This window comes from Pseudoalteromonas sp. SR43-2 (assembly GCF_014163885.1).
In the GTDB taxonomy this organism is placed as follows: domain Bacteria; phylum Pseudomonadota; class Gammaproteobacteria; order Enterobacterales; family Alteromonadaceae; genus Pseudoalteromonas; species Pseudoalteromonas distincta.
Genome location: NZ_JACJED010000023.1, coordinates 19,505 through 45,335, shown reverse-complemented (window position 1 = coordinate 45,335; position 25,831 = coordinate 19,505). Strand labels below are relative to the sequence as shown.

General features: G+C 39.3%; 21 protein-coding genes. 6 read left to right on the top strand and 15 right to left on the bottom strand.

Annotated features, from left to right (window positions below):
• Position 1: 1 nt before the first annotated feature.
• Both egtD and egtB read right to left on the bottom strand, forming a co-directional pair.
• A complete protein-coding gene (gene egtD / locus H5120_RS17190) occupies positions 2-976 on the bottom strand; it encodes an L-histidine N(alpha)-methyltransferase (protein WP_182675599.1) in 975 nt (324 codons plus the stop codon).
• Positions 973-2,244 carry an ergothioneine biosynthesis protein EgtB gene (gene egtB, locus H5120_RS17185; RefSeq protein ID WP_182675598.1) on the bottom strand — a complete coding sequence of 424 codons (1,272 nt, stop codon included), beginning with the start codon at positions 2,242-2,244 and terminating at the stop codon, positions 973-975. Before egtB ends, egtD begins: the two co-directional genes overlap by 4 nt.
• 628 nt (positions 2,245-2,872) lie before the next feature.
• Between egtB and H5120_RS17180 the strand changes: the two genes are divergently transcribed.
• A complete protein-coding gene (locus tag H5120_RS17180; protein WP_002961195.1) occupies positions 2,873-4,453 on the top strand; it encodes a BCCT family transporter in 1,581 nt (526 codons plus the stop codon).
• Positions 4,454-4,532: 79 nt separating this feature from the next.
• Here H5120_RS17180 and H5120_RS17175 read toward each other — a convergent pair whose 3' ends face one another.
• The 3 genes from H5120_RS17175 to H5120_RS17165 form a co-directional block, all read right to left on the bottom strand.
• Entirely contained in the window at positions 4,533-5,243 is a 711-nt protein-coding gene (locus tag H5120_RS17175; protein ID WP_033039579.1) for a 3'-5' exonuclease, read from the bottom strand.
• Between the two features lie 3 nt (positions 5,244-5,246).
• Positions 5,247-7,142, bottom strand: a complete 1,896-nt coding sequence (locus tag H5120_RS17170) for a DUF294 nucleotidyltransferase-like domain-containing protein (protein ID WP_182675597.1) — start codon at positions 7,140-7,142, stop codon at positions 5,247-5,249.
• Between the two features lie 148 nt (positions 7,143-7,290).
• A complete protein-coding gene (locus H5120_RS17165; protein ID WP_002961191.1) occupies positions 7,291-8,298 on the bottom strand; it encodes a rhodanese-related sulfurtransferase in 1,008 nt (335 codons plus the stop codon).
• A gap of 208 nt (positions 8,299-8,506) precedes the next feature.
• Between H5120_RS17165 and H5120_RS17160 the strand changes: the two genes are divergently transcribed.
• Both H5120_RS17160 and H5120_RS17155 read left to right on the top strand, forming a co-directional pair.
• Positions 8,507-9,835, top strand: a complete 1,329-nt coding sequence (locus H5120_RS17160) for a DEAD/DEAH box helicase (RefSeq protein ID WP_002961190.1) — start codon at positions 8,507-8,509, stop codon at positions 9,833-9,835.
• 2 nt (positions 9,836-9,837) lie between these two features.
• A complete protein-coding gene (locus tag H5120_RS17155; protein WP_002961188.1) occupies positions 9,838-10,671 on the top strand; it encodes a S1 RNA-binding domain-containing protein in 834 nt (277 codons plus the stop codon).
• A gap of 39 nt (positions 10,672-10,710) precedes the next feature.
• Here the strand turns inward: H5120_RS17155 and H5120_RS17150 are convergent, their stop codons facing one another.
• From H5120_RS17150 to gyrA, 10 genes are all read right to left on the bottom strand, one after another.
• Positions 10,711-11,085: a hypothetical protein gene (locus H5120_RS17150; protein WP_024595713.1), complete on the bottom strand. Its 375-nt coding sequence runs from the start codon at positions 11,083-11,085 to the stop codon at positions 10,711-10,713.
• Positions 11,086-11,178: 93 nt separating this feature from the next.
• Entirely contained in the window at positions 11,179-11,883 is a 705-nt protein-coding gene (gene pyrF / locus H5120_RS17145; protein WP_002961184.1) for an orotidine-5'-phosphate decarboxylase, read from the bottom strand.
• Between the two features lie 44 nt (positions 11,884-11,927).
• On the bottom strand, positions 11,928-13,064 hold the full coding sequence (gene lapB, locus H5120_RS17140; RefSeq protein WP_002961182.1) for a lipopolysaccharide assembly protein LapB: 1,137 nt from the start codon (positions 13,062-13,064) through the stop codon (positions 11,928-11,930).
• A gap of 2 nt (positions 13,065-13,066) precedes the next feature.
• Complete coding sequence (locus H5120_RS17135) at positions 13,067-13,348, bottom strand: lipopolysaccharide assembly protein LapA domain-containing protein (RefSeq protein WP_024595025.1); 282 nt, start codon at positions 13,346-13,348, stop codon at positions 13,067-13,069.
• Positions 13,349-13,369: 21 nt separating this feature from the next.
• The gene (gene ihfB / locus H5120_RS17130; RefSeq protein ID WP_002961178.1) at positions 13,370-13,657 is read right to left on the bottom strand and encodes an integration host factor subunit beta; all 288 of its coding nucleotides are present in this window, start codon (positions 13,655-13,657) and stop codon (positions 13,370-13,372) included.
• 67 nt (positions 13,658-13,724) lie between these two features.
• Positions 13,725-15,392 carry a 30S ribosomal protein S1 gene (gene rpsA, locus H5120_RS17125; protein WP_002961176.1) on the bottom strand — a complete coding sequence of 556 codons (1,668 nt, stop codon included), beginning with the start codon at positions 15,390-15,392 and terminating at the stop codon, positions 13,725-13,727.
• A gap of 95 nt (positions 15,393-15,487) precedes the next feature.
• A complete protein-coding gene (gene cmk / locus H5120_RS17120; RefSeq protein WP_002961166.1) occupies positions 15,488-16,198 on the bottom strand; it encodes a (d)CMP kinase in 711 nt (236 codons plus the stop codon).
• A gap of 106 nt (positions 16,199-16,304) precedes the next feature.
• On the bottom strand, positions 16,305-17,582 hold the full coding sequence (gene aroA / locus H5120_RS17115) for a 3-phosphoshikimate 1-carboxyvinyltransferase (protein ID WP_182675596.1): 1,278 nt from the start codon (positions 17,580-17,582) through the stop codon (positions 16,305-16,307).
• Complete coding sequence (gene serC, locus H5120_RS17110) at positions 17,582-18,664, bottom strand: 3-phosphoserine/phosphohydroxythreonine transaminase (protein ID WP_182675595.1); 1,083 nt, start codon at positions 18,662-18,664, stop codon at positions 17,582-17,584. The genes aroA and serC overlap by 1 nt, the downstream gene beginning before the upstream one ends.
• A gap of 158 nt (positions 18,665-18,822) precedes the next feature.
• Entirely contained in the window at positions 18,823-21,522 is a 2,700-nt protein-coding gene (gyrA, locus tag H5120_RS17105; RefSeq protein WP_002961163.1) for a DNA topoisomerase (ATP-hydrolyzing) subunit A, read from the bottom strand.
• A 176-nt stretch (positions 21,523-21,698) separates the two neighbouring features.
• Between gyrA and ubiG the strand changes: the two genes are divergently transcribed.
• From ubiG to nrdA, 3 genes are all read left to right on the top strand, one after another.
• Positions 21,699-22,409, top strand: a complete 711-nt coding sequence (gene ubiG / locus H5120_RS17100) for a bifunctional 2-polyprenyl-6-hydroxyphenol methylase/3-demethylubiquinol 3-O-methyltransferase UbiG (RefSeq protein WP_182675594.1) — start codon at positions 21,699-21,701, stop codon at positions 22,407-22,409.
• Positions 22,409-23,089, top strand: coding sequence for an HAD-IA family hydrolase (locus H5120_RS17095; RefSeq protein ID WP_182675593.1), 681 nt, complete (start codon positions 22,409-22,411; stop codon positions 23,087-23,089). The genes ubiG and H5120_RS17095 overlap by 1 nt, the downstream gene beginning before the upstream one ends.
• Before the next feature lie 408 nt (positions 23,090-23,497).
• Positions 23,498-25,780: a class 1a ribonucleoside-diphosphate reductase subunit alpha gene (gene nrdA, locus H5120_RS17090; RefSeq protein WP_002961160.1), complete on the top strand. Its 2,283-nt coding sequence runs from the start codon at positions 23,498-23,500 to the stop codon at positions 25,778-25,780.
• Positions 25,781-25,831 lie beyond the last annotated feature (51 nt).

Genomic DNA, 25,831 nt, shown 5'->3' with positions numbered 1-25,831 from the left:
CTTAAAGCGGTCTTAATAAACACAGGGCAAAATAGTTACTATCGTCTTGCCATGTTTGCTCTAACTTTAAATTAGCTTGCGCGGCAAGCTGCTTAAACGATTCGAGCGTGTACTTATGAGAGTTTTCTGTATGGATACTTTCGCCTTCAATAAAGTCTATTTGCTGATCATTTATAATCACGCTTTGATTACAGTTACTTACTAAATGCATTTCAATACGGCTATGTTGCTCGTTAAAGCGTGACTCGTGGCTAAAGTTATCTATATTAAATGTGCCGTTTAGCTCGTTATTAATACGTTGTAGTAAATTTTTATTAAATGCAGCGGTGATTCCCGCTTTATCGTTATATGCATTGAGTAACACTTGGCGCTCTTTTACTAAATCAACCCCAATTAATACATAACCGTTTACACCACATAAGCGATGGAAATTATTCATAATTTCTATAGCTTTAACTGGGGCAAAATTACCAAGAGTAGAGCCTGGAAAATACACCAAATTGGTTTGACTATCTAAAGCGGTGTCTTTGGTTAGCTGTTTAACCATTTGGCTATGTGTAAAGTCTCCTAGCAATGGCGAAATTGCCAAATCTGGAAATAACGGTGACAAATGTGCAAGTGAATAACTGAGCATCTCCTCAGAAATTTCAAACGGTACGAAGGTTTTTACGTTTGCCATGTGCGCTAATAAATACGCGACCTTTTTACCCGAACCACACCCAGGCTCAATAATAGAAAGGTTTTCAGGTAGCATTTGAGCAATTGACTGCGAGTATTCCTCTAAAATAGACAACTCCGTACGTGTAACATAATACTCTTGTAAGGATGTTATTTGCTCGAATAATGCAGCACCTTTATCATCGTAAAAATACTTACACGGAAGCGTTTTTTGTTGTTGAGTTAATCCGCTTATCACGTCGTTTAAAAATTCAGTGTCGGTTATGTTACTTTGTTTAATCGCTGTTACTTGGCTCATACTATATCCTTAGCTAGTCTTATCCCGCTGCACATCCACGCTTGATATGGGTAATAAAAATTTCGGTATGTTTGTCGTAAATGGTTTTGAGGGGTAAACACACACCCGCCCCGTAACACCATTTGGTTATTCATAAATTTACCATTGTATTCCCCTGCTACTCCTTCAATAGGCTTAAAACCGGGGTATGGCAAATATGCACTGTTTGTCCATTGCCAACATGAATCCGTTAACTGGTTTATTTCAGTATCATCTTTTGCTTGTTGTGGTGTTAGGTAGTTATTATTAGTGTCTGTTAAAGGTGTATTTTTAGCTGCATATTCCCACTCGAACTCTGTAGGCAAGCGAGCCTTTACAAAATTAGCGTAGGCGCTGGCCTCAAAATAACTAACATGGCTGATGGGGGCACTTAAATTTAATGGCTGCAATCCATAGTGTGTAAACTCAAACCATTCGTTATTTATGCAATGCCAATATAATGGATGCGTTAAACGAGTGTTTTGAATATGCGCCCAACCGTCGCTTAACCAATATTGTGGATTGCTATATCCACCGGCATTTATAAAGTCTAAATATTCACCATTAGTGACCAATCTATTAGCAAAACTGAATGGATGAATTAGTACTTGGTGTTTGGGGCACTCGTTATCATATGCAAATTCATCGTCGGCATTTGTGCCAATATTAATAATAGCTTGTTCAAAATTGATAAAGTTAAGGGGTTTAATATCAGCTGATTTTTTTTGGCTATTTAAAAGCGATGTTTTATATTGAGGAAATAATGGATTTACTGAAAAGTTATATTTGATGTCCATAAGCATCAGTTCTTGATGCTGTTGCTCGTGGTGTACCCCAAGTTCAATAATATCTTTAATGTGCGGGTTAACGTCAGTCTTAAGTAATTCAATCACGCGGCTATCTACATGTTCTCTGTAAGCTAGCACTTCGTCTAAACCTGGCCTAGATAAGCTTCCTCTATTTGCCCGTTTAAATTGCTCTCCAATCCCATTGTAGTAAGAATTAAAAAGCATTTTGTAGTGAGGATTAAACACTGCGTACTGTTTACAATAAACACTAAGTAAAAACGTTTCAAAAAACCACGTGGTATGCGCTAAATGCCATTTAGTGGGACTGGCATCAGCCATAGCTTGTAATTGGCAATCTTCTACAGTGAGTGGTTCAATAATAGCTAGGCTTTCGTCTCTAACGCTGCAAAAGCGTTTAACAAGTTCGTTTTGATTGGTATCGTTTGTAACGCTTTCTCGCATAATAGTATTAATCCTTTGCCTATCTATTTATAAAATATAGCTTAGTGTTATGTTAAATCATATTCATATTACAACTTGATTAAAGATGCTTATCGGCTTATAAATTTATAATAGCCTTGAAGAGAAATTTGCTCTTTGCTAGCCGGTTTTTGATTATTTCTACGTGCATGCAAACATGAAAAATAACGCATAAGCTGTTACCGAACCACTAAGCTATAAAACTAGGAGCGATTAAATTGCGCCTAAATTAAACAAATTTCAATCCTAAAAAACTAACAAGTCCTAATATTTAAGCATTAATTAAGCTACTTAAAAATGATCTTTTTTTACTTAATCAAGTAAATTAATACTTTTAATAGCAAACTAAATTTTAACGTTCACTGAATTTTTAAATTTAGGGCTTTTAAATGAAAGAATAATGAATTCGGCCATATAAACAGCGTTTTAAATACAAATTCATTTACATTTAATATTTAACTCATACACTACTAGCTGTATGATCACGCTTCAAATTAGTTAGTCTTCAAATAATTACGGTATTACTTTTTACTTAATATTTAAAGACTAATGTAATTCGACATGACGCCGAATTTATTTTGGCTTGTTAGGACAACTAAAGAGGTATTGCATGAAGGAAAATCATGACAAATATAGTATTGACAACACGGATTACACCGTAGGTCAGGACAACGTACAAAAATGGGGGTTTGATATTCACAACCCTGTTTTTGGAACTAGTGCGGGCCTGATTGTCATCTTTTTAATCGCCATACTTGTTACCGACCCACAAACTGCAAAAACAGCGCTTGATAGTATCAAGACCGATATTATTAATAATTTTGATGCCCTATTTATGTGGGCTGCTAACTTCTTTGTACTCTTTTGTTTAGCACTTATTGTTTCTCCTTACGGTAATATTCGCCTTGGTGGTGATGACGCTAAACCTTCTCACTCTCGCGTTTCATGGCTTGCTATGTTATTTGCTGCCGGTATGGGTATCGGCCTTATGTTTTGGGGCGTTGCTGAACCAGTTGCTTACTTTACTGGTTGGTACGAAACACCGCTTAATGTAGCCGCTAATACACCAGAAGCTGCAAAATTAGCAATGGGCGCAACTATGTTTCATTGGGGTCTTCACCCTTGGGCTATTTACGCTGTTGTTGGTTTATCTCTTGCGTTTTTTACCTATAACAAAGGTTTACCGCTTTCAATTCGTTCTATTTTTTACCCTATATTAGGTGATAGAGCGTGGGGTTGGCCTGGCCATATCATTGATATCTTAGCTGTACTTGCTACGTTATTTGGCCTTGCAACATCTTTAGGTTTAGGTGCGCAGCAAGCTTCTGCAGGCATTAACCACGTATTTGGTACAGAAGGTGGCATTGGCTCTCAAATTCTAGTTATTGCGGGTGTAACACTTTTAGCTATTGTCTCTGTGGTTCGTGGTATTGACGGTGGTGTGAAACTACTAAGTAATGTAAATATGTTAATTGCGTTTTCATTATTATTGTTTGTATGTTTAGTAGGCTTTGCTGTAGCAATGGGTAATGTACCCACTACCGTGATGGGCTATGTAGAAAATATTATTCCATTGAGTAATCCTCACGGTCGTGAAGACGAAACATGGATGCATGGTTGGACTGTGTTTTACTGGGCTTGGTGGATTTCCTGGTCACCGTTTGTAGGTATGTTTATCGCGCGTGTATCACGTGGTCGTACAATTCGTGAATTCTTAATTGCGGTTTTACTTATTCCTACTCTAGTTACTGTTTTATGGATGTCTATTTACGGTGGTATTGCGATTGATCAAGTAGTTAATGGTGTTGGTGCGTTAGGCACTAATGGTTTAACTGATGTACCTTTAGCTATGTTCCAAATGCTTGATGAATTACCTTTATCTAATATTTTATCGTTTATTGCAATTTTATTAGTGTTGGTATTTTTCATTACGTCATCTGACTCTGGTTCATTAGTAATTGATTCAATTACAGCTGGCGGTAAAATTGATGCACCGGTACCACAACGTATATTTTGGGCATCGGTTGAGGGCGCAATTGCAGCTGCTTTACTTTGGATTGGTGGCACACAAGCAATTGAAGCACTACAAGCAGGCGCTGTCTCTACAGGCTTGCCATTTACTATTGTATTATTATTTATGTGTTTAAGTTTAGTTTTAGGTTTACGAACTGAGCCTCGCCCAGTTAAATAATACTTTTAGTAAGTAACACTTTTAATTAGTAACGAAAACGCCGCAATTTTTGCGGCGTTTTTTGTTTGGTCATTAAAAGCTAGAACCACAGCTCTGAGATTGGAGTATCTACACGATAATGATAACTCAGTTGCGCTTGTAAAAGTTCTGCTGTAGCAAGTGCATCCGTTAACGCATTGTGATTTTGATATGCTGGTAGGGAATAACGCGCACGGCAATCTGTTAGCCTAAGAGAACCTAATTTTGTGTTAAACAATCGGCCTAATAAACCCTGCCTTGCTTTTAGTGCTCTTTTTTCTATTTCCATTGTATCAACAAGTGCAAACTCAATACCTTCTTTAAGCCTTAACAATAACGCATTATTTAAAAAGTGACGTTCTATTGCGGCATAATGCACCACGACAACTTTACCACTGAGCGCTTCAAGTAAAGGCTCTATAATTTGATTAAAGTCGGGGGCGTCGTCCACCTCAGAGTGCGTTATTCCATGTATTAAAATAGACTCTTCATGAAGGTTGCGCCTAGGCTGCACAACCCAATGCCGACTGTGCTTACAATAAATGCGCTCTAAATTGAACGGCACTAAACCAACACTCACTATATCGTCGTTTTGGCTATTTAAGCCTGTTGTTTCAAAATCCATTGCTACAAAAGGTACGTCTTTTATTGCAGCTTTGTCTTGGTTATAAGCACCCGCATAAAAGTGTTTTAAGAGTTTATTTTTGGTGCTATTGGCAAGCTCGTTATACCTAGCTTGCCAATCAATTGCTTTATGATTACGCGGATTCATAGGCTACTTCACACCAGAGTTTGCTGTGTAGCTAAATTTTAAATAGCTTTGTGCTTTTTCTAAAATGGCGAATGCCTCTTTTAAGTTTCGTTGCTCGAACGGAGAAAGTAAATGCGGATCTAAGTCGTTATCGGGCTCTTCGCCCTTCTCTATTTGCCACGCTTGATGGCGAATTCGCATCATGGCAATATACTCAAGTGCATCACGTAAATCTTGCGCTTTACCCTGTGGTAAAAGTTTCGCTTCAATAATATCTTCTAGTCGTTCAAACGAATTTTGTTTACGTGAACCAATAGCCAATGCGTGCACGCGAATAACATCAGAAAGAGGTGCAGTCCCTCTTCGCTTTAAGTTCATTGAACGCTTATGTTGGCCATTATGCTCCATAACAAAGCCTTTAAAGAAACCTAGTGGAGGTGTTCTATTTCTAGCATTTGCTGCCATATTAGCTAAAAATACGCGATTTACTTTACTTTGTTTTGCTATAAATATTTTAAGCTCGTCGGCCCACTTGGTTTTACCCCACACACCGTCTAAGTCAAAAAATATAGAACTATTAAGCAAAGCTTGTGGTTTTGGCTGCGCGATCCAATCTGCAAATTGATCGAACCACTGTGAGCGAGTTTTACGCCATTTTTTAAACGACGCCATAATTTCTCCATCACAGTAGGTGTAACCACACTGCGCTAAACCATCACACACAAAATCGGCAATATTTTGAAAATACGCGTTATGTTTTTCGTCGTCATAACTGTCATCTAAAATAAGCGCGTTGTCTTGATCGGTTACAATAAGTTGCTCGTCTCGAGCCATTGAGCCCAGAGCAATAAAACAGTAAGGCACAGGAGGTGGCCCAAACTTTTCTTCTGCTAATACAAGTAGTCTTTGTTTAAATGTACGCCCTATAACAGCCATGGCTGTACCAACCATGTGTGAGTTTGCATCTTCATTCACCATACGAACAAACACATTGGGCAATTGGCGTGCATAATGCGCCAAATCCTCTATTGTTTGTTGAGCCAGTATGCCACGTACAAGTAATAAGCTGCTTTGGGATTCATAACGCAAAATATCAGAGAGGGAGATAACGCCTATTGGGCGTCTTTTTTGTACTACTGGCAAATGATGTAAGTTATCTCTAAGCATGGCCAATACAGCTTCGAAAATATAGTCATTAGCATCTAATAGTACTAAGTTAGTGGACATAATGTCTTTTGCTTGCGTGTTAAAGGCAAGCCCTTTAGCCACTACTTTAGTGCGTAAATCCCTATCGGTTATTATACCAACTACTTGTCCATCATCTTCTTCTGGGTCATCATTTATGGGTTTATTTACATCGGTTACCAACACTGATGATACCGCCTCTTCGGTCATTAATTTAGCGATATCTTGTATCGTAGAGGTTGCATCTACGGTAACTACATCTCTGTGAATTAATGATTTTACCTTCGCGGTTGTCAGGTCATTGCCATCAGCTTGCTCGACAATAGCTTGATGCAAACGCACGTTACCGTCTGTTTCGAAGTAATCAGCAAACGCATCAAACTCATCACAGTAACAATTAAAGAGCTCAACATTTATGCAATAAACTAACGTATCTTCCAGAGCAGTTGCAGGAAAACGTACCTTACGGTTCATCAATAAACCCATTTGACCAAATATACCTGCGGTAGCCAAACGATTGTACAGCTCGCCATTTCGGCGATACATTTCTACAGAACCACTTCTAATTACATACAAATCAGAAATGTCTTGTCCAAAACTCAAGATATCTGTTTTTGCTCTAAAATAAGCCACTTCTACTTGTTGAGCTAGCTCATTAAGCGCTTTTTGAGGTAAGTCATCAAAAGGAGGATGTTGTGCTAAAAATTGTGCGATTTCAACTTGTTCGGCTTGCATAAATCCCTTCCTGTATGCGCATTAAAATGACTAAATCTGTTTTGCAGATTAACACTATCATCGGGGTGTGAAAACAATTACTGTACAAATTTAGGCACAAAAAAAGAGCCTAAATAGACTCTTTAAATGTGATACTTATTGTATAAATTTATTTACCGCGCTGAGCGTCTTTTTGGGCTTTTTTAGCTTCTTTACGTTGCTGTAAAACAGCTTGTGCTTCATTACCAATATGGCCCTCACCACGCGCTTGCGCTAATTCTATTTGCTTTTGGCGCTCTGCAAAACGTGCGCGTTGTTCATCCGTAACTTCTTCAATACAATGATGACAAGAGACGCCTTCCATGTATTCAGGCTTTAACTTTTCGTCTTCTGTAATTGGCATACGACACGCGTGGCATTGATCATAAGAGCCTTTTTGTAGGTCATGATCAACCGCAACGCGATTATCAAATACAAAACACTCGCCTTCCCACATGGTTTCTTCTTTTGGCACTTCTTCTAGGTATTTTAAGATACCGCCTTCAAGGTGATAAACTTCATCAAAACCTTGCTCTTTCATGTAGGCTGTCGATTTTTCGCAGCGGATACCGCCGGTACAAAACATCGCCACTTTTTTGTGTTTTTCAGGGTCTAAGTTTTCTTTTGCCCACTGTGGAAATTCGCGGAACGTTTTGGTATTTGGATCGACCGCATTTTGAAATGTACCAATTTCAATTTCGTAATCATTACGTGTATCAATTAAAATTACTTCAGGGTCAGATATAAGTGCGTTCCACTCATTTGGCTTAACATAGCTACCCACAACTTTAAGCGGATCTACGCCTTCAACGCCCATCGTTACAATTTCTTTTTTTAGTTTTACTTTAGTGCGGTAAAACGGACATTCATCGTCGTAAGATTCTTTTGTAACGATGTTTTTTAAATTTGGTTGCTCATCTAGCCATGCTAATAAGTTGTCTATCCCTTCTCGTTTTGCAGAAACAGTGCCGTTTATACCTTCGGCAGCGAGCAATAAAGTACCGCGTACTTCATTTGCTTCCATCACTTCTAGTAATGGCTTACGGATAGCTTCAAATTCAGGTAAACCTACAAACTTATACAGCGCACACACTACAAAGTGATCGCCCGTTACATTATCTTTATGAACAACAGTCATTATATTTCCTATTTTGCCTTGTTAGCCAATATTGGCGTCTACCGAATCGTAAATCCGGCGCATATGGGGCGCGTATTTTACGCTTTTTTAGTTTAATTGCAAAAAATAGCGCTATAGATTGGTTTTTACTGTTAGCGACCTAGCTGTGTAAGCTATAATGCGCTGATAAATTTATAGAGTTAATTTGCTCATTTTGGAGAAACACACATTGCAGTTTACTGATCTTGGGATTGATACACGCCTTGAAACACAATTAGCACATCAAGGGATCACCCAGCCCACCGATATTCAAGCGCATGCAGTGCCTACCGCACTTGCAGGGCATGACATTTTCGCTCAGTCTAAAACTGGGTCGGGCAAAACCTTGGCGTTTTTATTACCTGCTGTACAAAGGGTTATGAAACAAAAAGCACTCAGCAAACGCGATCCCCGTGTACTTATTGTTGCTCCTACGCGTGAGCTTGCTACGCAAGTATTTACTCAGCTGCGTTTATTAATTGCTGGCACAGCGATTAAGGCAGTTAAAATACTTGGCGGCGAAAACTTTAATGACCAAATAAAAGCACTTAGAAACGACCCACAATTCGTAGTTGCTACACCTGGGCGTTTAGCTGATCACATAACAAAACGCTCATTGCAATTGAGTGGACTAGAACTGCTTATTTTTGATGAAGCCGATCGTATTTTAGATTTAGGCTTTACCGAGCAGTTAAAAATGATTAACGAGCAAGCTAATCACCGATTACGCCAAACGTTATTGTTTTCTGCAACACTTGACCATGCACAAGTAGATGCACTATCACGTAACCTATTAAAAAAACCAAAGCAAATTACGCTAAGTGCAGCAAATGAGCAACATAGTGATATTAAACAAACGTTATACCTTGCAGATCACCTTGATCATAAAGAAGCGTTATTAGAGCATTTTTTAAACCAAGATGATGTTGGTCAATGTATTATCTTCACAGCAACGCGTTCTGACACGAGCCGTTTGAGTGAAGCCCTTAATGCTAAAGGCTTCAAATCTGTAGCGCTTGCTGGTGATTTAACGCAAAACAAACGTTTAGATATCATGGATTCGTTTAGTCGCGAGAACTTTAAAATATTGATTACCACCGACGTTGCATCTCGTGGTTTAGATTTGTTAAGCGTAACGCACGTTATTAACTTTGATTTACCAAAACACGCTGAAGAGTATGTACACCGCATAGGTCGTACAGGACGTGCTGGCTTTAAAGGAAATGCAATTTCATTAGTTGGCCCAAAAGATTGGGCAAGTTATTTAGCTATTAAAGCATTTTTAAATGACGAATTAAAATTTGCGAGCGTAGAGAGCTTAAAAGCTAAGTTTAAAGGTTTAAAAGAGAAAAAACCTGAGGCAGCGTGGGACAAATCTAAAGAAAAAGCCGCCGCTGTTAAAAAGCCTGCATTTAAGCGCAAAGCTAAACCTAAAAAGCCTACAGCACCAATTAAAGCACCGATGAACATTGATGGCGATACACCAATGCGCCGTAAAAAAAAGCCTGAGCAGGAATAATTATGAGTTACCTAGGAACCACACAAACATTATTTGTAAAAGAAGTGAGTAACGAAGGTGCTTACTTAGACGGCCATGATTTAGGTGAAGTATTTTTACCAAAACAAGAAATAAAACATGAGCTTGAAGCGGGCGATAGTATTAGTGTATTTATCTTTTTAGACAATGCTAATTTAGCCACAGCAACAATAAAGAAACCACATGCTCAAGTTGGCGAGTATGCCCTACTACGCGTTAAAGAAATAAATAGTATTGGGGCATTTTTAGATTGGGGGCTTGAGAAAGATGTGCTTGCACCTTTTAATGAACAAAAGCCACGCATGCAAGAAGGCCATTCTTATTTAGTACGTCTGTACCTTGATAATGCAAGCCAACGTATTTGTGCCTCAAACAATTTTAATCGTTTCTTATCAAAAGATGAGCCGCAATATACTCACTTACAAGAAGTGGATTTAATTGTTGCTGGCAAAACAGATATTGGCTACAAAGTATTAATTGAAGAGTCGCACTTCGGTGTTGTTTTTTACAATATGGTATTTAAAAGCTTATTTGTGGGTCAAAAGCTTAAAGGCTATATTCAAAAAGTACGTGACGACGGAAAAATTGATGTTGTACTAGAAAAGCCAGGTATGGGAAAAGTAAGTGACCTTGGTGAAACTATTATGCAAAAGCTTAAAAACGAAGGCGGTGTTATTCCACTTGGTGATAAGTCTGATCCTGAAGCAATAAAAAAGATGTTTTCTACAAGTAAGGCTAATTATAAAAAAGCAATTGGTGGCTTATTTAAACAAGAGTTAATAGATATTGAAGCGAAATCCATTCGCTTAAGATCTTAATTATAATTGGCTGTAATTACTAATAATACCTGTTTGTGATTAACCTAAAATATATTTATAAGGCAATGTACATTGCGTATATTGCCTTGAATAATCAAGCACTTCAACTTCCGACTCAAGATTGAGCGGCGCCAAACGAAAAACCTTTTTTTCACATTCTGTTTTTTTATCATCAAGCTTTGATATACATTCACTAACGCTTACATGCTGAGATATGAGTGTATCTTCATTTTTGTAACACAGATGATGAGCATAATCTTGCATTGTTTTTTTAAAATCAAACATATCGACTGGGTACGTTGGAATTATATCTGTAACGGTTGTTACACCATCGTATGCTTTATTAGAAAAAACGTACTTATTTACTGAAAAACCCGCAATAACAATTACTATAGAACCAAAAAATAACTTCAAAACAAACCCCTACTACATTTTGATTTTATTAATGTAACATAAAACTCACATAAGGTAAGGGGTTTTAGCACTATATGACTGCTTATTGTTAAATTAAGCTATAGAGTTATTAACATCACTAAGCACTTTTACAGGATTATCTGCTTGAGTAATCGGTCTGCCTATCACTAAATAGTCACTTCCTGAATCTATAGCTTGCTTAGGAGTCATTATACGCTTTTGATCGCCGGCATCACTCCCTTCAGGGCGTATACCAGGCGTAACAAGCTTAAAGCTATCACCTAACTCTGTTTTTAAAGCTTTTGCTTCTTGTGCAGAGCACACGACACCATCAAGCCCAGCTTCCTTTGCAAGCTTAGCTAAATAGATAACTTGCTCTTGAGCTGATTTATCAACACCTAAACGCTTAAGTTCTGTTTCATCCATACTTGTTAATACAGTCACAGCGATAAGTAATGGCGCTTTGTCACCAAATTGCTCTAGAGCCGATTTAGCTTTGCTCATCATTTCAAAGCCACCAGAAGCATGAACGTTTACCATCCACACCCCCATTTTAGCAGCTGCAGTAACCGCTTTAGCTACTGTATTAGGAATATCATGAAACTTTAAATCTAAGAAAACATCAAAACCTAAATCAATTAACTCTTTAACAAATGCAGGTCCAAAATAGGTAAACATTTCTTTGCCGACCTTGAGACGGCAAGTATCAGGAGAAAGTTGTTTAACAAAGTTTAAAGCAACTTCTTGATCATCGTAATCTAATGCAATAAGAATTTTTTTTGAGTGTTCGAAAGACATAACTATCCTAGTGAATGGCAGTAAAGTTATAAATTATGGGGTTATTAAAATCCGTCTAAGCCTCGACTTGGAACAATGGTTTCCCAATGCTTACAAGAAGGGCAGTTCCAATATATGGTGTAGCTTGTAAAACCACAATGCTGGCATTGAAAATCTGGTTTTGTAGCAATATAAGAGGTTACAAGCTTATCAATTTCGTTAAGTACTTCCTTAGTATTTTTATTTTGGTCACCCATTAATTGCAGTAAAAAACTAAAACCACGAATAGTAGGTTGACGTTTTAAGCTATCAGTTAAAAATTCAAAGGCTTGCTTGGTGTGACCTTGCTCAAGTAATGCTTGGCAATGCTTTATTTTAATTAATACACCGCCCTTCTCTAACAAGTCACTGACTAACTCGTGAAATTGATGCGTCAAATTCAATTGTTTATAACTGTGTGCAAGTTCATCAATAAACAACGGAGCAAACAAGGTAAATTGAGAGACAAGTTCACGCCAGTAATAAATAGCTTTAACGTAATCTTCTTTTGCGTAAGCAACTAACCCTAACTCGTAAAGCGGACGCACGGCTTTATAATTTAAGCTAATCGCTTTTCTCATTAGTTGGGGTGTATTGTCACTTAAAGCTGACTCACAATAAAAATTAGCAATTGCTTTAAATTGCTGTTCTTTTGAAAATAGTTCGCTATGGGCTTCAAACATATTGATGCCTTTTTCCCACTCACGGGTTTGCGAATATAAAGTGATAATAGGGTCCAGCGCTTCTACATGCCCTGCTTTAACTAACCAAACTAAGTGCTCTTCCGCACTATCTAGTAGTCCGGCCATTATATAATCTTCGGCTAATTCTAAACGGCTAGTTGCAGCTTGTTGTTCATTTAAGCTTGGGTGTTTTAATAGAAGTTCGTGAATTTTTATTGCGCGGTCTAATTCACCTCTACGGCGAAACATGGTGGCAAGTGTAGAATAGTGTTCAACAGAGTCGGCTGAAACTTCAAGTAAGTTGATTAAATGCTCTAAGCCTTGATCTTCTTCTCTATCGAGTAGAAATTTTAAGCCTTTGCTATATTCAGAAGTGATCTGACGATTAAGTTGATGAGCTTGGTTTTTAGCACTGTTTTTACCCATAATCCAACCGTAACCAGCGGCAACGGGTAATAGTAAAAACAAAAGCTCAATCATAGTTAGGTGTCTTTATTCGCGGCAAGCTTTTTTTTATCTTTTTCAGGCGCTAATTGCTTTTTTAAGCGGTAGTTTTGCCACTTTAATTGCGAAAACAATTTAAAGCTAATAAAACAACCAATCAAAACACCTAATAAAAAGCAGATACTTATTATTACAGCTAAAGGTAGCGTATTACTGGCTATAATGTAATTTACTTGTACTAACTGTGGGTTTTGTGACCCTAATACAAATGCACTGATAAGGCATAGTGCAGCCAGAATAATTTTTAATACCTTGAACAAGTAACTACTCCACTAAGTTAACTAGGCAATGCTTTCATTCACGCGGTCGCGTAATTCTTTGCCTGGTTTAAAATGAGGTACATGCTTTCCTTCAAGCTCAACTGTATCGCCAGTCTTAGGATTACGACCTGTGCGAGGAGCGCGGAAATGCAAAGAGAAACTACCAAAACCTCTGATCTCAATACGATCTGAAGTAGATAATGAGCCGGCCATTTGTTCAAGAATTTCTTTTACAGCATTCTCAACATCTTTCACTGGAACGTGTGCGTGTTGTTCCGCAAGTATTTCTATCAATTCTGACTTAGTCATAGCGTTTCCTTAAAAAGAGATATAGGAAGGGCAAAAAATGCCCTTCCAACTAAAAACTAATTATATATTAGTCTTTTTGTGCATTTGCGAAAGCAGCTGCCATTGCGTTTTCAAACACTGGCTCTTCTTTCTTAAGCTTCTCTAGTACTTCTTTCTCTTCTGCTTCGAAAAGAGCTTTTACAGATAAGCTTAAAGTGCGGTTCTTACGATCAACACCAACGTATTTAACTTCAATCTCGTCGCCTACAGAAACAACAGTAGTTGCATCTTCAACGCGCTCTTGAGCGATATCAGCTACACGGATGTAACCTTCAACGCCTTCGATAAGTTCAACAGTTGCGCCTTTCGCATCAACTTCAGTCACTTTACCTTTAACAATAGCACCTTTTTTGTTTGCATCAAGGTAGTTATTGAATGGGTCAGCTTCGATTTGCTTAACACCTAGAGAGATACGTTCACGCTCTGGGTCAACTTGCAATACGATAGCAGTGATTTCGTCGCCTTTCTTGAATTCACGTACAGCTTCTTCGCCAGGTGTATTCCAAGAAATGTCTGAAAGGTGTACAAGACCGTCAATACCACCGTCAAGACCGATAAAGATACCGAAGTCAGTGATTGATTTGATCTTACCAGTAACTTGATCGCCTTTGTTTTGTAGACGAGCAAATTCCTGCCAAGGATTAGCAATACATTGCTTAAGACCAAGAGAAATACGACGACGTTCTTCGTCAATTTCTAAAACCATAACTTCAACAGTGTCGCCAAGGCTTACAACTTTTGAAGGATGGATGTTCTTGTTAGTCCAATCCATTTCAGAAACGTGTACTAAACCTTCAACGCCTTCTTCGATTTCCACGAAACAGCCGTAATCTGTAAGGTTAGTAACACGACCAGAAAGTTTAGAACCTTCTGGGTAACGACCAGCGATAGCAGCCCATGGATCTTCACCAAGCTGTTTAAGGCCTAGAGAAACACGAGTTTTATCTTTGTCGAATTTTAGAACTTTAACTGCGATTTCGTCGCCAACATTAACGATTTCTGAAGGGTGCTTAACACGCTTCCAAGCCATATCAGTAATGTGTAGTAGACCATCAACACCACCAAGGTCAACGAATGCACCGTAGTCAGTAAGGTTCTTAACGATACCTTTAACTTCTTGGCCTTCAACAAGGTTAGCAAGAAGCTCTTCACGTTCTTGTGAGTTTTCAGATTCGATAACTGCACGACGTGAAACAACAACGTTGTTACGTTTTTGGTCAAGCTTGATTACTTTAAATTCAAGCTCTTTGCCTTCAAGGTGAGTTGTGTCACGTACTGGACGAACATCAACAAGTGAACCAGGTAGGAAAGCACGGATTGAATCAACTTCAACTGTGAAACCGCCTTTAACTTTACCGTTGATAACACCAGTAACAGTCTCTTGCTCTTCACATGCTTTCTCAAGACGGATCCATGCTTCGTGACGCTTAGCTTTCTCACGAGAAAGGATAGTTTCACCGAAACCGTCTTCAATTGCATCTAGTGCAACATCTACTTCGTCGCCTACAGCAACTTCTAGTTCACCAGCAGCATTTTTGAACTGCTCTGCAGGGATAGCACTTTCTGATTTAAGACCAGCATCTACAAGTACAATGTTATTCTCGATAGAGATTACTGTACCTTTAACGATAGAGCCTTGCTCTGCTTCAAAACCCTTTAAGCTTTCTTCAAATAACTGCGCAAAATTTTCTGACATACGAATATACGTCTCATATATTAATACCAATAAGCAACCATGCTGCATGGGGTTGTTAAAATAGCACTGGCATCCTGCTGGCGCATAAAATGTGTTTAGCTTCGTTTAGGAAGCTTACCTTCAGAGATAGCAATATCCAATAAAGTTATTACCTTATCAAACACTTGCTGTGCATTAAGATCGCTAGTATCGATCTCAATAGCATCCTCTGCAGGTACAAGCGGAGCAACGGTGCGATTCATATCGCGCTCGTCACGAGCTTGAATGTCCTGTAATAGACCACTTAGTGTAACATCAAGGCCGCGCGTATTCAACTCAACAAAGCGTCTACGAGCACGCTCTTGTGCACTGGCTGTTAAATATATTTTTAACGGCGCATCTTGAAAAACCACAGTGCCCATATCACGGCCGTCGGCAATTAAGCCATTTTCAGTACGAAATGCACGCTGGCGACGTAATAACGCTTCACGAACGCGAGGTAATGCTGCAACTTTTGAAGCCGCAGCGCCTACTTCTTCATTACGAATAGTAGTGGTTACATCTTCGCCTTCTAAAATAACTTTTCCTGCATTAGTTTGGCTATCTACCAAAAACTGCACATCTAAATTTGCAGCAAGCGGGACAAGCCCTTCTTCATTGTCTAATGCAATTTGGTGATGAAGTGCAGCTAAAGATAAAACACGATAAATCGCACCGCTATCTAATACATCCCACCCTAACTTGTCGGCTAACAAGCGACAAACAGTTCCTTTACCTGAACCACTTGGGCCATCAACGGTGATCACGGGCATTAATAACGCCTGCATTTAAAACCTCCTGCAATGCACACCTAAATAAACCGCGACATTATACGTCAGTTATTAAAATATATCTGCTATTAGTGTGTAACTTTTGTAATTACTTCTAATTAGCTTATTCACTGACTGACCCTAAAACATTGAAAAATGTAGGAAATGTTTTATAGGTACACTTTGGATCATTAATTGTTATTGGCTTTCCACCAACGGCAACCATTGCAAAACACATGGCTATACGGTGATCGTCGTAAGTATCAACAGCAACATCATTAAATGTTTCAGGTGGGGTGATCTCTATAAAATCTTCACCTTCTACAACCTGTGCGCCTACTTTACGAAGCTCAGTTGCCATTGCATATAAACGGTCTGTCTCTTTTACTCGCCAGTTATAAATGTTACGAATGGCTGTTGGGCCTTTGGCAAAAAGAGCAACAGTTGCAAGAGTCATAGCTGCATCAGGAATTGCATTGGCGTCAATATCCACACCTTTTAGTTCGCCTTTGCGAACAACTAAACGCTCATCATACCAATCAATTCTTGCGCCTACTTGCTCCATTACTTTGGCAAAGCCTATATCACCTTGCACCGACTTGGCACCCACGCCCTTAATTTCAATCTCACCGCCTGCAATTGCAGCCGCAGCAACAAAGTAAGAGGCAGAAGATGCATCGCCTTCAACCATTATGCGATCTAATGATTGATACTGTTGACCACCTTTAACTTTAAAGGTTGCATAATCACTGTGCTCAACATTAACCCCAAAACGTGCCATTACATCAAGCGTAATATCAATATAAGGTTTAGAGACTAAAGTACCTTTAATAGTTATTGTTGTATCACCGTTAAATAATGGCGCTGCCATTAATAGAGCGGTTAAAAATTGACTTGAAATACTGCCGTCAATTTCAACCTCACCGCCTTTTATTTGGCCACCCACAATTTTAAGTGGTGGGTAGTCTTTGTGCTTTGTATAAGTAACATCACCACCCAATGCTTGCAGCGCGTCAACCAAGTGCCCTATCGGGCGCTCTTCCATACGTGGCTCGCCTATTAGCTCGTACTTACCAGCAACGGCAGCAAGTACTGCCGTTAAAGGTCTATAAGCAGTACCCGCATTACCTAAAAACAATGGCTCAGTCGGCGTATTAAACACACCACTAACACCCTCTACGGTGGCTACAGTGCGGTCATCATTTAAAGTTACATTTACACCTAATAACTTTAAGGCGCCCAGCATATGGCGTATATCGTCACTATCAAGTAAGTTTTCTACAACGGTAGTACCGCTTGCAAGTGCTGCTAATAATAAAATTCTGTTCGATAGACTCTTTGAACCTGGTAGGGTTACTGTGCCATTTACTCTAGAAATAGGTTCTAAACGAAGCTGCTCCATTAGCTGTGCTCCTTTGCAAAAGCAGCCATAAAGTCTACAAGTGCTTGAACACCTTCAATAGGCATTGCGTTATAAATACTTGCGCGCATACCGCCCACAATTCTGTGGCCTTCAAGAGCTAGTAACCCTGCATCTTTAGACTGAGCAACAAACTTATCATTTAAGCTTTCATCATTAAGCCAAAACGGAACATTCATACGTGAACGGCAATGTTTAGCTACTTTATTGGTATAAAAGCTCGATTCATCAATAAAGTCATAAAGTAGCTGCGCTTTAGCAATATTTTGAACTTCCATCGCTTTTACGCCACCATTACTTTCAAGCCATTGAAATACTTCAGCAGCTAAATACCAAGCAAATGTAGGAGGCGTGTTAAACATACTGCCTTGTTTTGCTTCTAATGCGTAATCTAAAATGCCTGGCTTAGGTAAGCCTTCACGCTCAAGTAATGCTTTACGAACAATAACGATTGATATGCCCGACGGACCGATATTTTTTTGCGCACCAGCGTAAATTAAATCAAATTTATTAACGTCTATCTCGCGTGATAAAATAGTTGACGACATATCAGCAACGATCGGTGCTGTTGGGTGGCTTGGTACATCAAAAATTTCTAAGCCGTCAACCGTTTCGTTAGGGCAATAGTGAATGTAAGATGCATCTTCTGGTAAAACCCAATCAGCAACCTGTTTAATAGAAAACTCGCCATTGGCGTCATTACGCACATCAATAGAGGTTGCTTGAGTAAACTTGTTGGCCTCGTCTGTTGCACTTTTTGACCACACGCCGTTTTCGCAATAAACCGCAACTTTGCCTTCTTGGTGTAAATTTAACGGCACAGCACTAAACTGACCACGACCACCACCATGCATAAACAGCACTTCAAATTCATCACTGATATTCATCAGGCGACGAAGGCTGGCTTCACATTTAGCTGTAAGGGCTAAAAACTCTTTGCTACGATGGCTTATTTCCATCACAGACACACCTAAATCTTGCCAATCTAGAAACTCTTTTTGTGCTTTTTTCATAACCGCTTGCGGAAGCATAGCTGGCCCCGCACAAAAATTATATTTACTCATTACCTTTGCCTCATTCCAGTAATTTAACTACTAAGCATGAACGCTCAATACCCACCCATTAAACCTTTGAGTTTTAATGAATGAATATAACTTCACACCCTATTAATTTTTTTCAACAACATTAAAAAAAGCGGCCAAGGCCGCTTTTTCAATATCAATTATTCTGAAGGAGGATTATCATCCGCTACTTCATCAATAACCGTATCTACAGTTTCAACGTCTTCAATATCAATCAAGTCACTTTCTGTAACTTCAATTTCTTCTATACGTTGTAAACCAACTACTTGCTCTTCGTCAATAGTTCTGATCAAAATAACACCTTGGGTGTTACGTCCAACCGTAGAAACTTCATTAACGCGAGTACGTACTAAGGTACCACGGTTTGAAATAATCATGATTTCGTCGTTGTCATCAACTTGTACAGCACCAACAACAGCACCGTTACGCTCACTCACCTTGATAGATACAACACCCTGTGTTGCACGGCTCTTAGATGGGTAATCTTCAAGTTGTGTACGCTTACCGTAACCATTTTCAGTAACCGTTAAAATAGCACCGTCAGTTTTTGGTACAATTAACGATACTACGCGTTGATCATCGGCCATTTTAATACCACGAACACCTGTAGCAGTACGACCCATTGGGCGAACACCTTTGAAGCGAATCTCAGGGTTACCTTCTTCGTCTAATACTGGGTTACCGTTTTCATCAACAACTGTTGTTTCTTCAGCTTCTTTAAAGCGTACAACTTTACCTGCATCAGTGAACAACATAATTTCGTTGCTACCATCGGTAATATCCACCCCAATCAGGCTATCGCCATCATTTAAGTTAACAGCAATAATACCGCTTGCACGTTGACGACTGTAAGCCGTTAATGGTGTTTTCTTAACTGTACCAAATGCTGTTGCCATAAAGATGTATTTATCTTCTGCGTACTCGCGTACTGGCAATATAGCAGTAATACGTTCATCAGCTTCAAGTGGTAACAAGTTAACAATTGGCTTACCGCGCGCTGCACGACTCGCTAGTGGTAACTGATACACTTTAAGCCAATATAAACGACCGGCCGTAGAGAAACACAATATAGTATCGTGTGTATTTGCAACTAATAGACGCTCGATGAAATCTTCATCTTTCATCTTCGTTGCTGACTTACCTTTACCACCACGACGCTGTGCTTCGTAATCAGACAATGCCTGATACTTCACATAACCTTCGTGAGAAAGCGTTACGACTACGTTTTCTTCAGTAATTAAGTCTTCAAGGCTGATATCGTGAGCAGCTGCATTAATTTCAGTGCGACGCTCATCACCATATTGCTCTTTAATTTCAACTAGCTCGTCACGAATAACTTCCATTAAACGCTCAGGAGTTGCCAAAATATAAAGTAGTTCAGCAATTAGTTCTAATAACGCTTGGTATTCGGTCAAGATTTTTTCGTGTTCAAGACCTGTTAGCTTATGTAAACGCAAATCAAGAATTGCTTGAGCTTGTTGCTCAGAGATATAATATTGACCATCGCGAATACCAAGTTCGCTTGCTAACCAATCTGGACGAGCAACATTATCTTCACCTGCTTTTTCAAGCATACCTTGTACATTACCTAATTCCCACGGACGCGCTGTTAAAGCAATTTTAGCTTCAGCAGGTGTAGGGGATTTACGAATAAGTTCGATAATTGGGTCAATGTTTGCAAGCGCAATCGCTAAGCCTTCAAGCGTGTGTGCACGGTCACGGGCTTTACGTAAATCAAATACTGTACGACGAGTTACTACTTCACGACGGTGAATAATAAACTCTTCTAACATTTCTTTTAAATTGAAACATTTAGGTTGGTTATTAATTAGCGCAACCATATTCATACCAAACACAGTTTGTAACTGAGTTTGTGAATACAAGTTGTTTAAAATAACTTCGCCTACGTCACCACGTTTAATTTCAATAACGATACGCATACCGTCTTTATCTGATTCATCACGTAGCGCACTAATACCTTCAATTTTCTTATCTTTAACCAGCTCAGCAATTTTTTCAATTAAACGAGCTTTATTAACTTGATAAGGAATTTCGTGAACGATGATTGTTTCACGGCCTGTTTTTTCATCGGTTTCGATGTCGGCGCGTGCACGCATGTACACTTTACCACGGCCAGTTAAGTAGGCTTGTTCAATACCCTTCTTACCGTTGATAATTGCAGCCGTTGGGAAATCAGGACCAGGAATATAATCCATTAACTCTAAAATAGTTAAATCTGGGTTTTGAATAAGTGCCAAACAACCATTTACAACTTCAGTTAAGTTATGTGGTGGTATATTTGTAGCCATACCTACTGCAATACCTGACGAACCATTCACTAATAAATTAGGAACTTTCGTTGGTAAAACATCAGGGATGAACTCAGTGCCGTCGTAGTTAGGAACGAAATCAACCGTTTCTTTTTCAAGATCGGCTAATAACTCATGCGACATTTTAGCCATACGTACTTCTGTATAACGCATTGCCGCTGCTGAATCACCATCAACCGAACCGAAGTTACCTTGGCCATCTACTAGCATATAACGCAGTGAGAATGGCTGAGCCATACGAACTATCGTGTCATAAACTGCACTGTCGCCGTGTGGGTGGTATTTACCGATTACGTCACCGACCACACGGGCCGATTTTTTGTAAGGCTTGTTCCAGTCATTACTAAGCTCGTTCATTGCAAACAAAACGCGGCGATGAACAGGTTTTAAGCCGTCACGTACGTCTGGTAATGCACGTCCTACAATTACGCTCATTGCGTAATCTAAGTAGGAGTTTTTTAACTCGTCTTCAATATTGACTGGCAGAATTTCATTGGCGAGATCAGTCATTTGATATCACATTCCTTCAGTATCAGCTCTCAACAACCCGGTATTGGGTATTAAGAGTATTGTTATTATTTCTAACAGCCATGCTATCACAATTAATTTTAATTTACAGGCGCAAAACTTTGCGATTTATCAATTTAGCCCTATATAATGGCCTCAGATTGACGAGGAAGTATTTTATGACCGAACATCAAAATGTAGATCACGTAGAAATAGCAAAATTTGAAGCCATCGCCGAGCGCTGGTGGGACCTAGACGGAGAATTCAAACCTCTTCACGAAATTAACCCGTTACGTTTAGACTTTATAGCAAACAAAACGCAAGGTTTATTCGATAAAGAAACACTCGATGTTGGCTGTGGTGGCGGTATTTTAAGCCAAAGTATGGCGCGCATGGGCGCAAAAGTAACTGGCATCGACATGGGGCAAGAGCCTTTAACTGTTGCTAAGTTGCACAGTTTAGAAACTGGCGTAAATGTAGATTACATAAAAGTGCCAGCAGAAGAGTTTGCATCGCAACACCCAGAGCGCTTTGATGTAATAACCTGTATGGAAATGCTTGAGCACGTTCCCGACCCAGCATCTATCATTCATGCTGTAGCTGCACTTGCAAAACCAGGCGCGCATGTGTTTTTTTCAACCCTGAACAAAACACCTAAGGCATATTTATACGCCATTGTTGGCGCTGAAAAACTTTTAAAAATGGTGCCTGAAGGTACACACGACCATAAAAAGTTTATAAAACCTGCACAACTTATTGCATGGGCAGAGCAAGCGGGTTTAAAAGTTCGTGCAAGTACAGGGCTTTCTTATAATCCACTATCAAAGCAATATACGCTCAATAGTGACGTTAGCGTAAATTATATACTTTATTTTGAGAAGTTAGCTTAATGGCTAACTCTCAACCCCCCCACCCCTTTATAGAGTACGATGCATTTTTATTTGATTTAGACGGCACTCTACTCGACACCGCAGATGATTTAGGTGCCGCTTTAAACGCAGTCCTTATTAACAATAAAATAGGACCAGTTAGTAGTGATGTATACCGCCCTGCGGCATCTAACGGCGCAGGCGCATTATTAGAGGTTGGTTATAAAGAGTTATGGGAAGCACAGCCCAAAAGCGAGCTTATTAAGCAATTAGTTGACGAATACGCTGCAAACATAGCAAATCACACACGTTGCTTCAGCGGTATTGAATCGTTGCTTATTGCCCTTGATCAAAAAAAGATCAAATGGGGGATCATGACTAACAAACCTGGGTTTTTAACCGATCCTTTAGTGGCAGCAATTCCCGCATTAAAAAATGCCAGTGTAGTAATAAGTGGCGACACCTTAGCTGAAGCTAAGCCATCCCCTTTACCGCTGCTACATTGTGCAAAGCTTATGGGAGTGCAACCAAAACGCTGTTTGTACATTGGTGATGCACAGCGAGACATACAAGCAGGCAAAGCCGCAGGTATGCACACAGCAACGGCACTTTGGGGTTACGTACCAAGTATTGATGAAGCCAACAGCTGGGATGCTGATTTTAACTGGCAAAGTCCAATTGATGGTTTTAACCATATATAGTGCCATGTTAATCAATAAACACTATATATTGTGATTGTGTTAGTTTTTACGCAAAGCTTGCTGATAAAAAAAGCAGTCAAAATTTATTTTTAAAATGCGTAAATTTAGCAGATCATTAGTTGATTTTTGCATATTTCAACTTAAATGATTGTTCGAAGGTGAGTGTCTACTAACACAAATACGTTATCCCGAAGTTATCCACAAATAGGGGCAATTATGTCCCTTGCAAAACAACTCAGACCACACTATCTTGTGATCTCTAAATTGAACAACACCAGATATTGTGGCCAAATGTTATTCAATTAAATTCGCAAATATGGCGAAACTTATAATAAATGAGTATATACCTTGCCTCGGCGAGGTATAAAGCATTGGTCAAAATACATAATTCCCAAGGAATACAGGCAAATGAACCAACAGTTATCTGTAAGCAAACGTGACGGGCGTAAAGAGCCTCTTGATCTGGATAAGATCCATCGCGTTATTGAGTGGGCCGCCGAAGGTTTAAACAACGTTTCGGTTTCGCAAGTTGAATTAAAGTCGCACATTCAGTTTTACGACGGTATTCGTACTAAAGACATTCACGAAACCATCATTAAAGCAGCAGCGGATCAGATTTCAAAAGAATCGCCTGATTACCAATACTTAGCTGCACGTTTAGCTGTATTCCATTTACGTAAAAAAGCGTACGGTCAATTTGAGCCACCACGTTTATTTGACCACGTAACAAAAATGGTTGGCGATAAACGCTACGATGCTCATTTACTAGTAGATTACACAGAGCAAGAGTTAGATGAGCTTGATGCATACCTTGATCATTCTCGCGATCTTAACTTTAGCTACGCTGCTGTAAAGCAACTTGAAGGTAAGTATCTCGTTCAAAACCGTGTATCGGGTGAAATATACGAAAGTGCACAGTTTTTATATATTTTAGTTGCGGCAAGCTTATTTTCAGATTACCCACGTGAAACACGTACTGATTACATTAAACGTTTTTACGATGCAGTATCTTTATTTAAAATATCTCTACCAACGCCAATTATGTCGGGTGTACGTACGCCTACTCGCCAGTTTAGCTCGTGTGTATTAATTGAATGTGGCGACAGCCTTGATTCAATCAATGCAACGTCGTCAGCTATTGTTAAATACGTTTCACAACGTGCGGGAATTGGTATTAATGCAGGTAGAATACGTGCGCTAGGTAGCCATATTCGTAACGGCGAAGCGTATCACACAGGTTGTATCCCTTTTTATAAGCACTTTCAAACAGCGGTTAAAAGTTGTTCACAAGGTGGTGTACGTGGCGGCGCAGCAACATTATTCTACCCGCTTTGGCATTTAGAAGTAGAGAACCTACTTGTACTTAAAAATAACCGTGGTGTAGATGACAACCGCGTTCGCCACCTAGATTACGGCGTACAGTTTAATAAATTAATGTACTCTCGTTTAATTAAAGATGATTACATTACATTATTTAGCCCATCAGATGTGCCTGGCCTTTATGATGCATTTTTTGAAGACCAAGCTGAGTTTGACGCACTTTACGTTAAATACGAACAAGACGAGTCTATTCGTAAAAAACGCATTAAAGCCATTGAGCTTTTCTCTATGTTTGCGCAAGAGCGTGCAAGTACTGGTCGTATTTATTTACAAAATGTGGATCACTGTAATACGCACAGCCCATTTATTTCTAAAGTTGCCCCAATTCGCCAATCTAACTTATGTTTAGAAATTGCATTGCCAACTAAGCCACTTAATAACGTGAATGACGAAGAAGGCGAAATTGCCCTTTGTACACTTTCTGCGTTTAACTTAGGTGCAATAGAGTCACTTGATGAGCTTGAAGAGCTAGCTGAACTTGCAGTACGCGCACTTGATAACTTACTTGATTTCCAAGACTACCCTGTACCGGCTGCTAAAAATGCAACTATGGGTCGTCGTACACTAGGAATAGGCGTAATTAACTACGCATACTACCTAGCTAAAAACGGTAAACGTTATTCTGATGGCAGCGCTAATGCATTAACGCATAAAACCTTTGAAGCTATTCAATATTACTTAATGAAAGCATCAAACGAGCTTGCTAAAGAGCGTGGCGCATGTCCTAAGTTTAACGAAACAACGTATTCACAAGGTATTATGCCAACAGATACGTATAAACGTGATTTAGATAAAATTTGTGATGAGCCACTTCATCTTGATTGGGATACACTACGTGCAAGTATTAAAGAGCACGGTATGCGTAACTCAACACTAAGTGCATTAATGCCATCAGAAACATCGTCGCAAATCTCTAACGCAACTAACGGTATTGAGCCACCACGTGGACATATTAGCGTTAAAGCAAGTAAAGACGGTATTTTAAAACAAGTTGTTCCTGAGTATGAGCGTTTAAAAGATCAGTACGAGCTACTATGGGACATTCCATCAAACGATGGTTATTTACAGCTTGTTGGCATAATGCAAAAATTTGTTGACCAAACAATTTCTGCAAATACAAATTATGATCCAAACAAGTTCGAAGGCGGTAAAGTACCTATGCAAGTCTTATTAAAAGACTTACTAAGCGCGTACAAACTAGGTGTTAAAACCTTGTATTACCACAATACTCGCGATGGCGCCTCAGACTCACAAGAAGATGCTCCAGAAGTGGAAGATGACGATTGTGAAGGCGGCGCGTGTAAAATATAACTGCTGATTTTTATTTTAAGCGGGCATTTAGCCCGCTTTTTCTGATAGTTT

Excerpts from the sequence above, each read along its gene's own strand:
- serC (WP_182675595.1), bottom strand. The coding sequence starts at position 18,664 with ATGAGTAAATATAATTTTTGTGCGGGGCCAGCTATGCTTCCGCAAGCG.
- H5120_RS17170 (WP_182675597.1), bottom strand. The coding sequence starts at position 7,142 with ATGCAAGCCGAACAAGTTGAAATCGCACAATTTTTAGCACAACATCCT.
- lapB (WP_002961182.1), bottom strand. The coding sequence starts at position 13,064 with ATGATTGAGCTTTTGTTTTTACTATTACCCGTTGCCGCTGGTTACGGT.
- H5120_RS17165 (WP_002961191.1), bottom strand. The coding sequence starts at position 8,298 with ATGACTGTTGTTCATAAAGATAATGTAACGGGCGATCACTTTGTAGTG.
- nrdA (WP_002961160.1), top strand. The coding sequence starts at position 23,498 with ATGAACCAACAGTTATCTGTAAGCAAACGTGACGGGCGTAAAGAGCCT.
- H5120_RS17095 (WP_182675593.1), top strand. The coding sequence starts at position 22,409 with ATGGCTAACTCTCAACCCCCCCACCCCTTTATAGAGTACGATGCATTT.
- egtB (WP_182675598.1), bottom strand. The coding sequence starts at position 2,244 with ATGCGAGAAAGCGTTACAAACGATACCAATCAAAACGAACTTGTTAAA.
- cmk (WP_002961166.1), bottom strand. The coding sequence starts at position 16,198 with ATGCAGGCGTTATTAATGCCCGTGATCACCGTTGATGGCCCAAGTGGT.
- egtD (WP_182675599.1), bottom strand. The coding sequence starts at position 976 with ATGAGCCAAGTAACAGCGATTAAACAAAGTAACATAACCGACACTGAA.
- gyrA (WP_002961163.1), bottom strand. The coding sequence starts at position 21,522 with ATGACTGATCTCGCCAATGAAATTCTGCCAGTCAATATTGAAGACGAG.
- aroA (WP_182675596.1), bottom strand. The coding sequence starts at position 17,582 with ATGGAGCAGCTTCGTTTAGAACCTATTTCTAGAGTAAATGGCACAGTA.
- rpsA (WP_002961176.1), bottom strand. The coding sequence starts at position 15,392 with ATGTCAGAAAATTTTGCGCAGTTATTTGAAGAAAGCTTAAAGGGTTTT.
- H5120_RS17155 (WP_002961188.1), top strand. The coding sequence starts at position 9,838 with ATGAGTTACCTAGGAACCACACAAACATTATTTGTAAAAGAAGTGAGT.
- ihfB (WP_002961178.1), bottom strand. The coding sequence starts at position 13,657 with ATGACTAAGTCAGAATTGATAGAAATACTTGCGGAACAACACGCACAC.
- H5120_RS17175 (WP_033039579.1), bottom strand. The coding sequence starts at position 5,243 with ATGAATCCGCGTAATCATAAAGCAATTGATTGGCAAGCTAGGTATAAC.
- H5120_RS17180 (WP_002961195.1), top strand. The coding sequence starts at position 2,873 with ATGAAGGAAAATCATGACAAATATAGTATTGACAACACGGATTACACC.
- pyrF (WP_002961184.1), bottom strand. The coding sequence starts at position 11,883 with ATGTCTTTCGAACACTCAAAAAAAATTCTTATTGCATTAGATTACGAT.
- ubiG (WP_182675594.1), top strand. The coding sequence starts at position 21,699 with ATGACCGAACATCAAAATGTAGATCACGTAGAAATAGCAAAATTTGAA.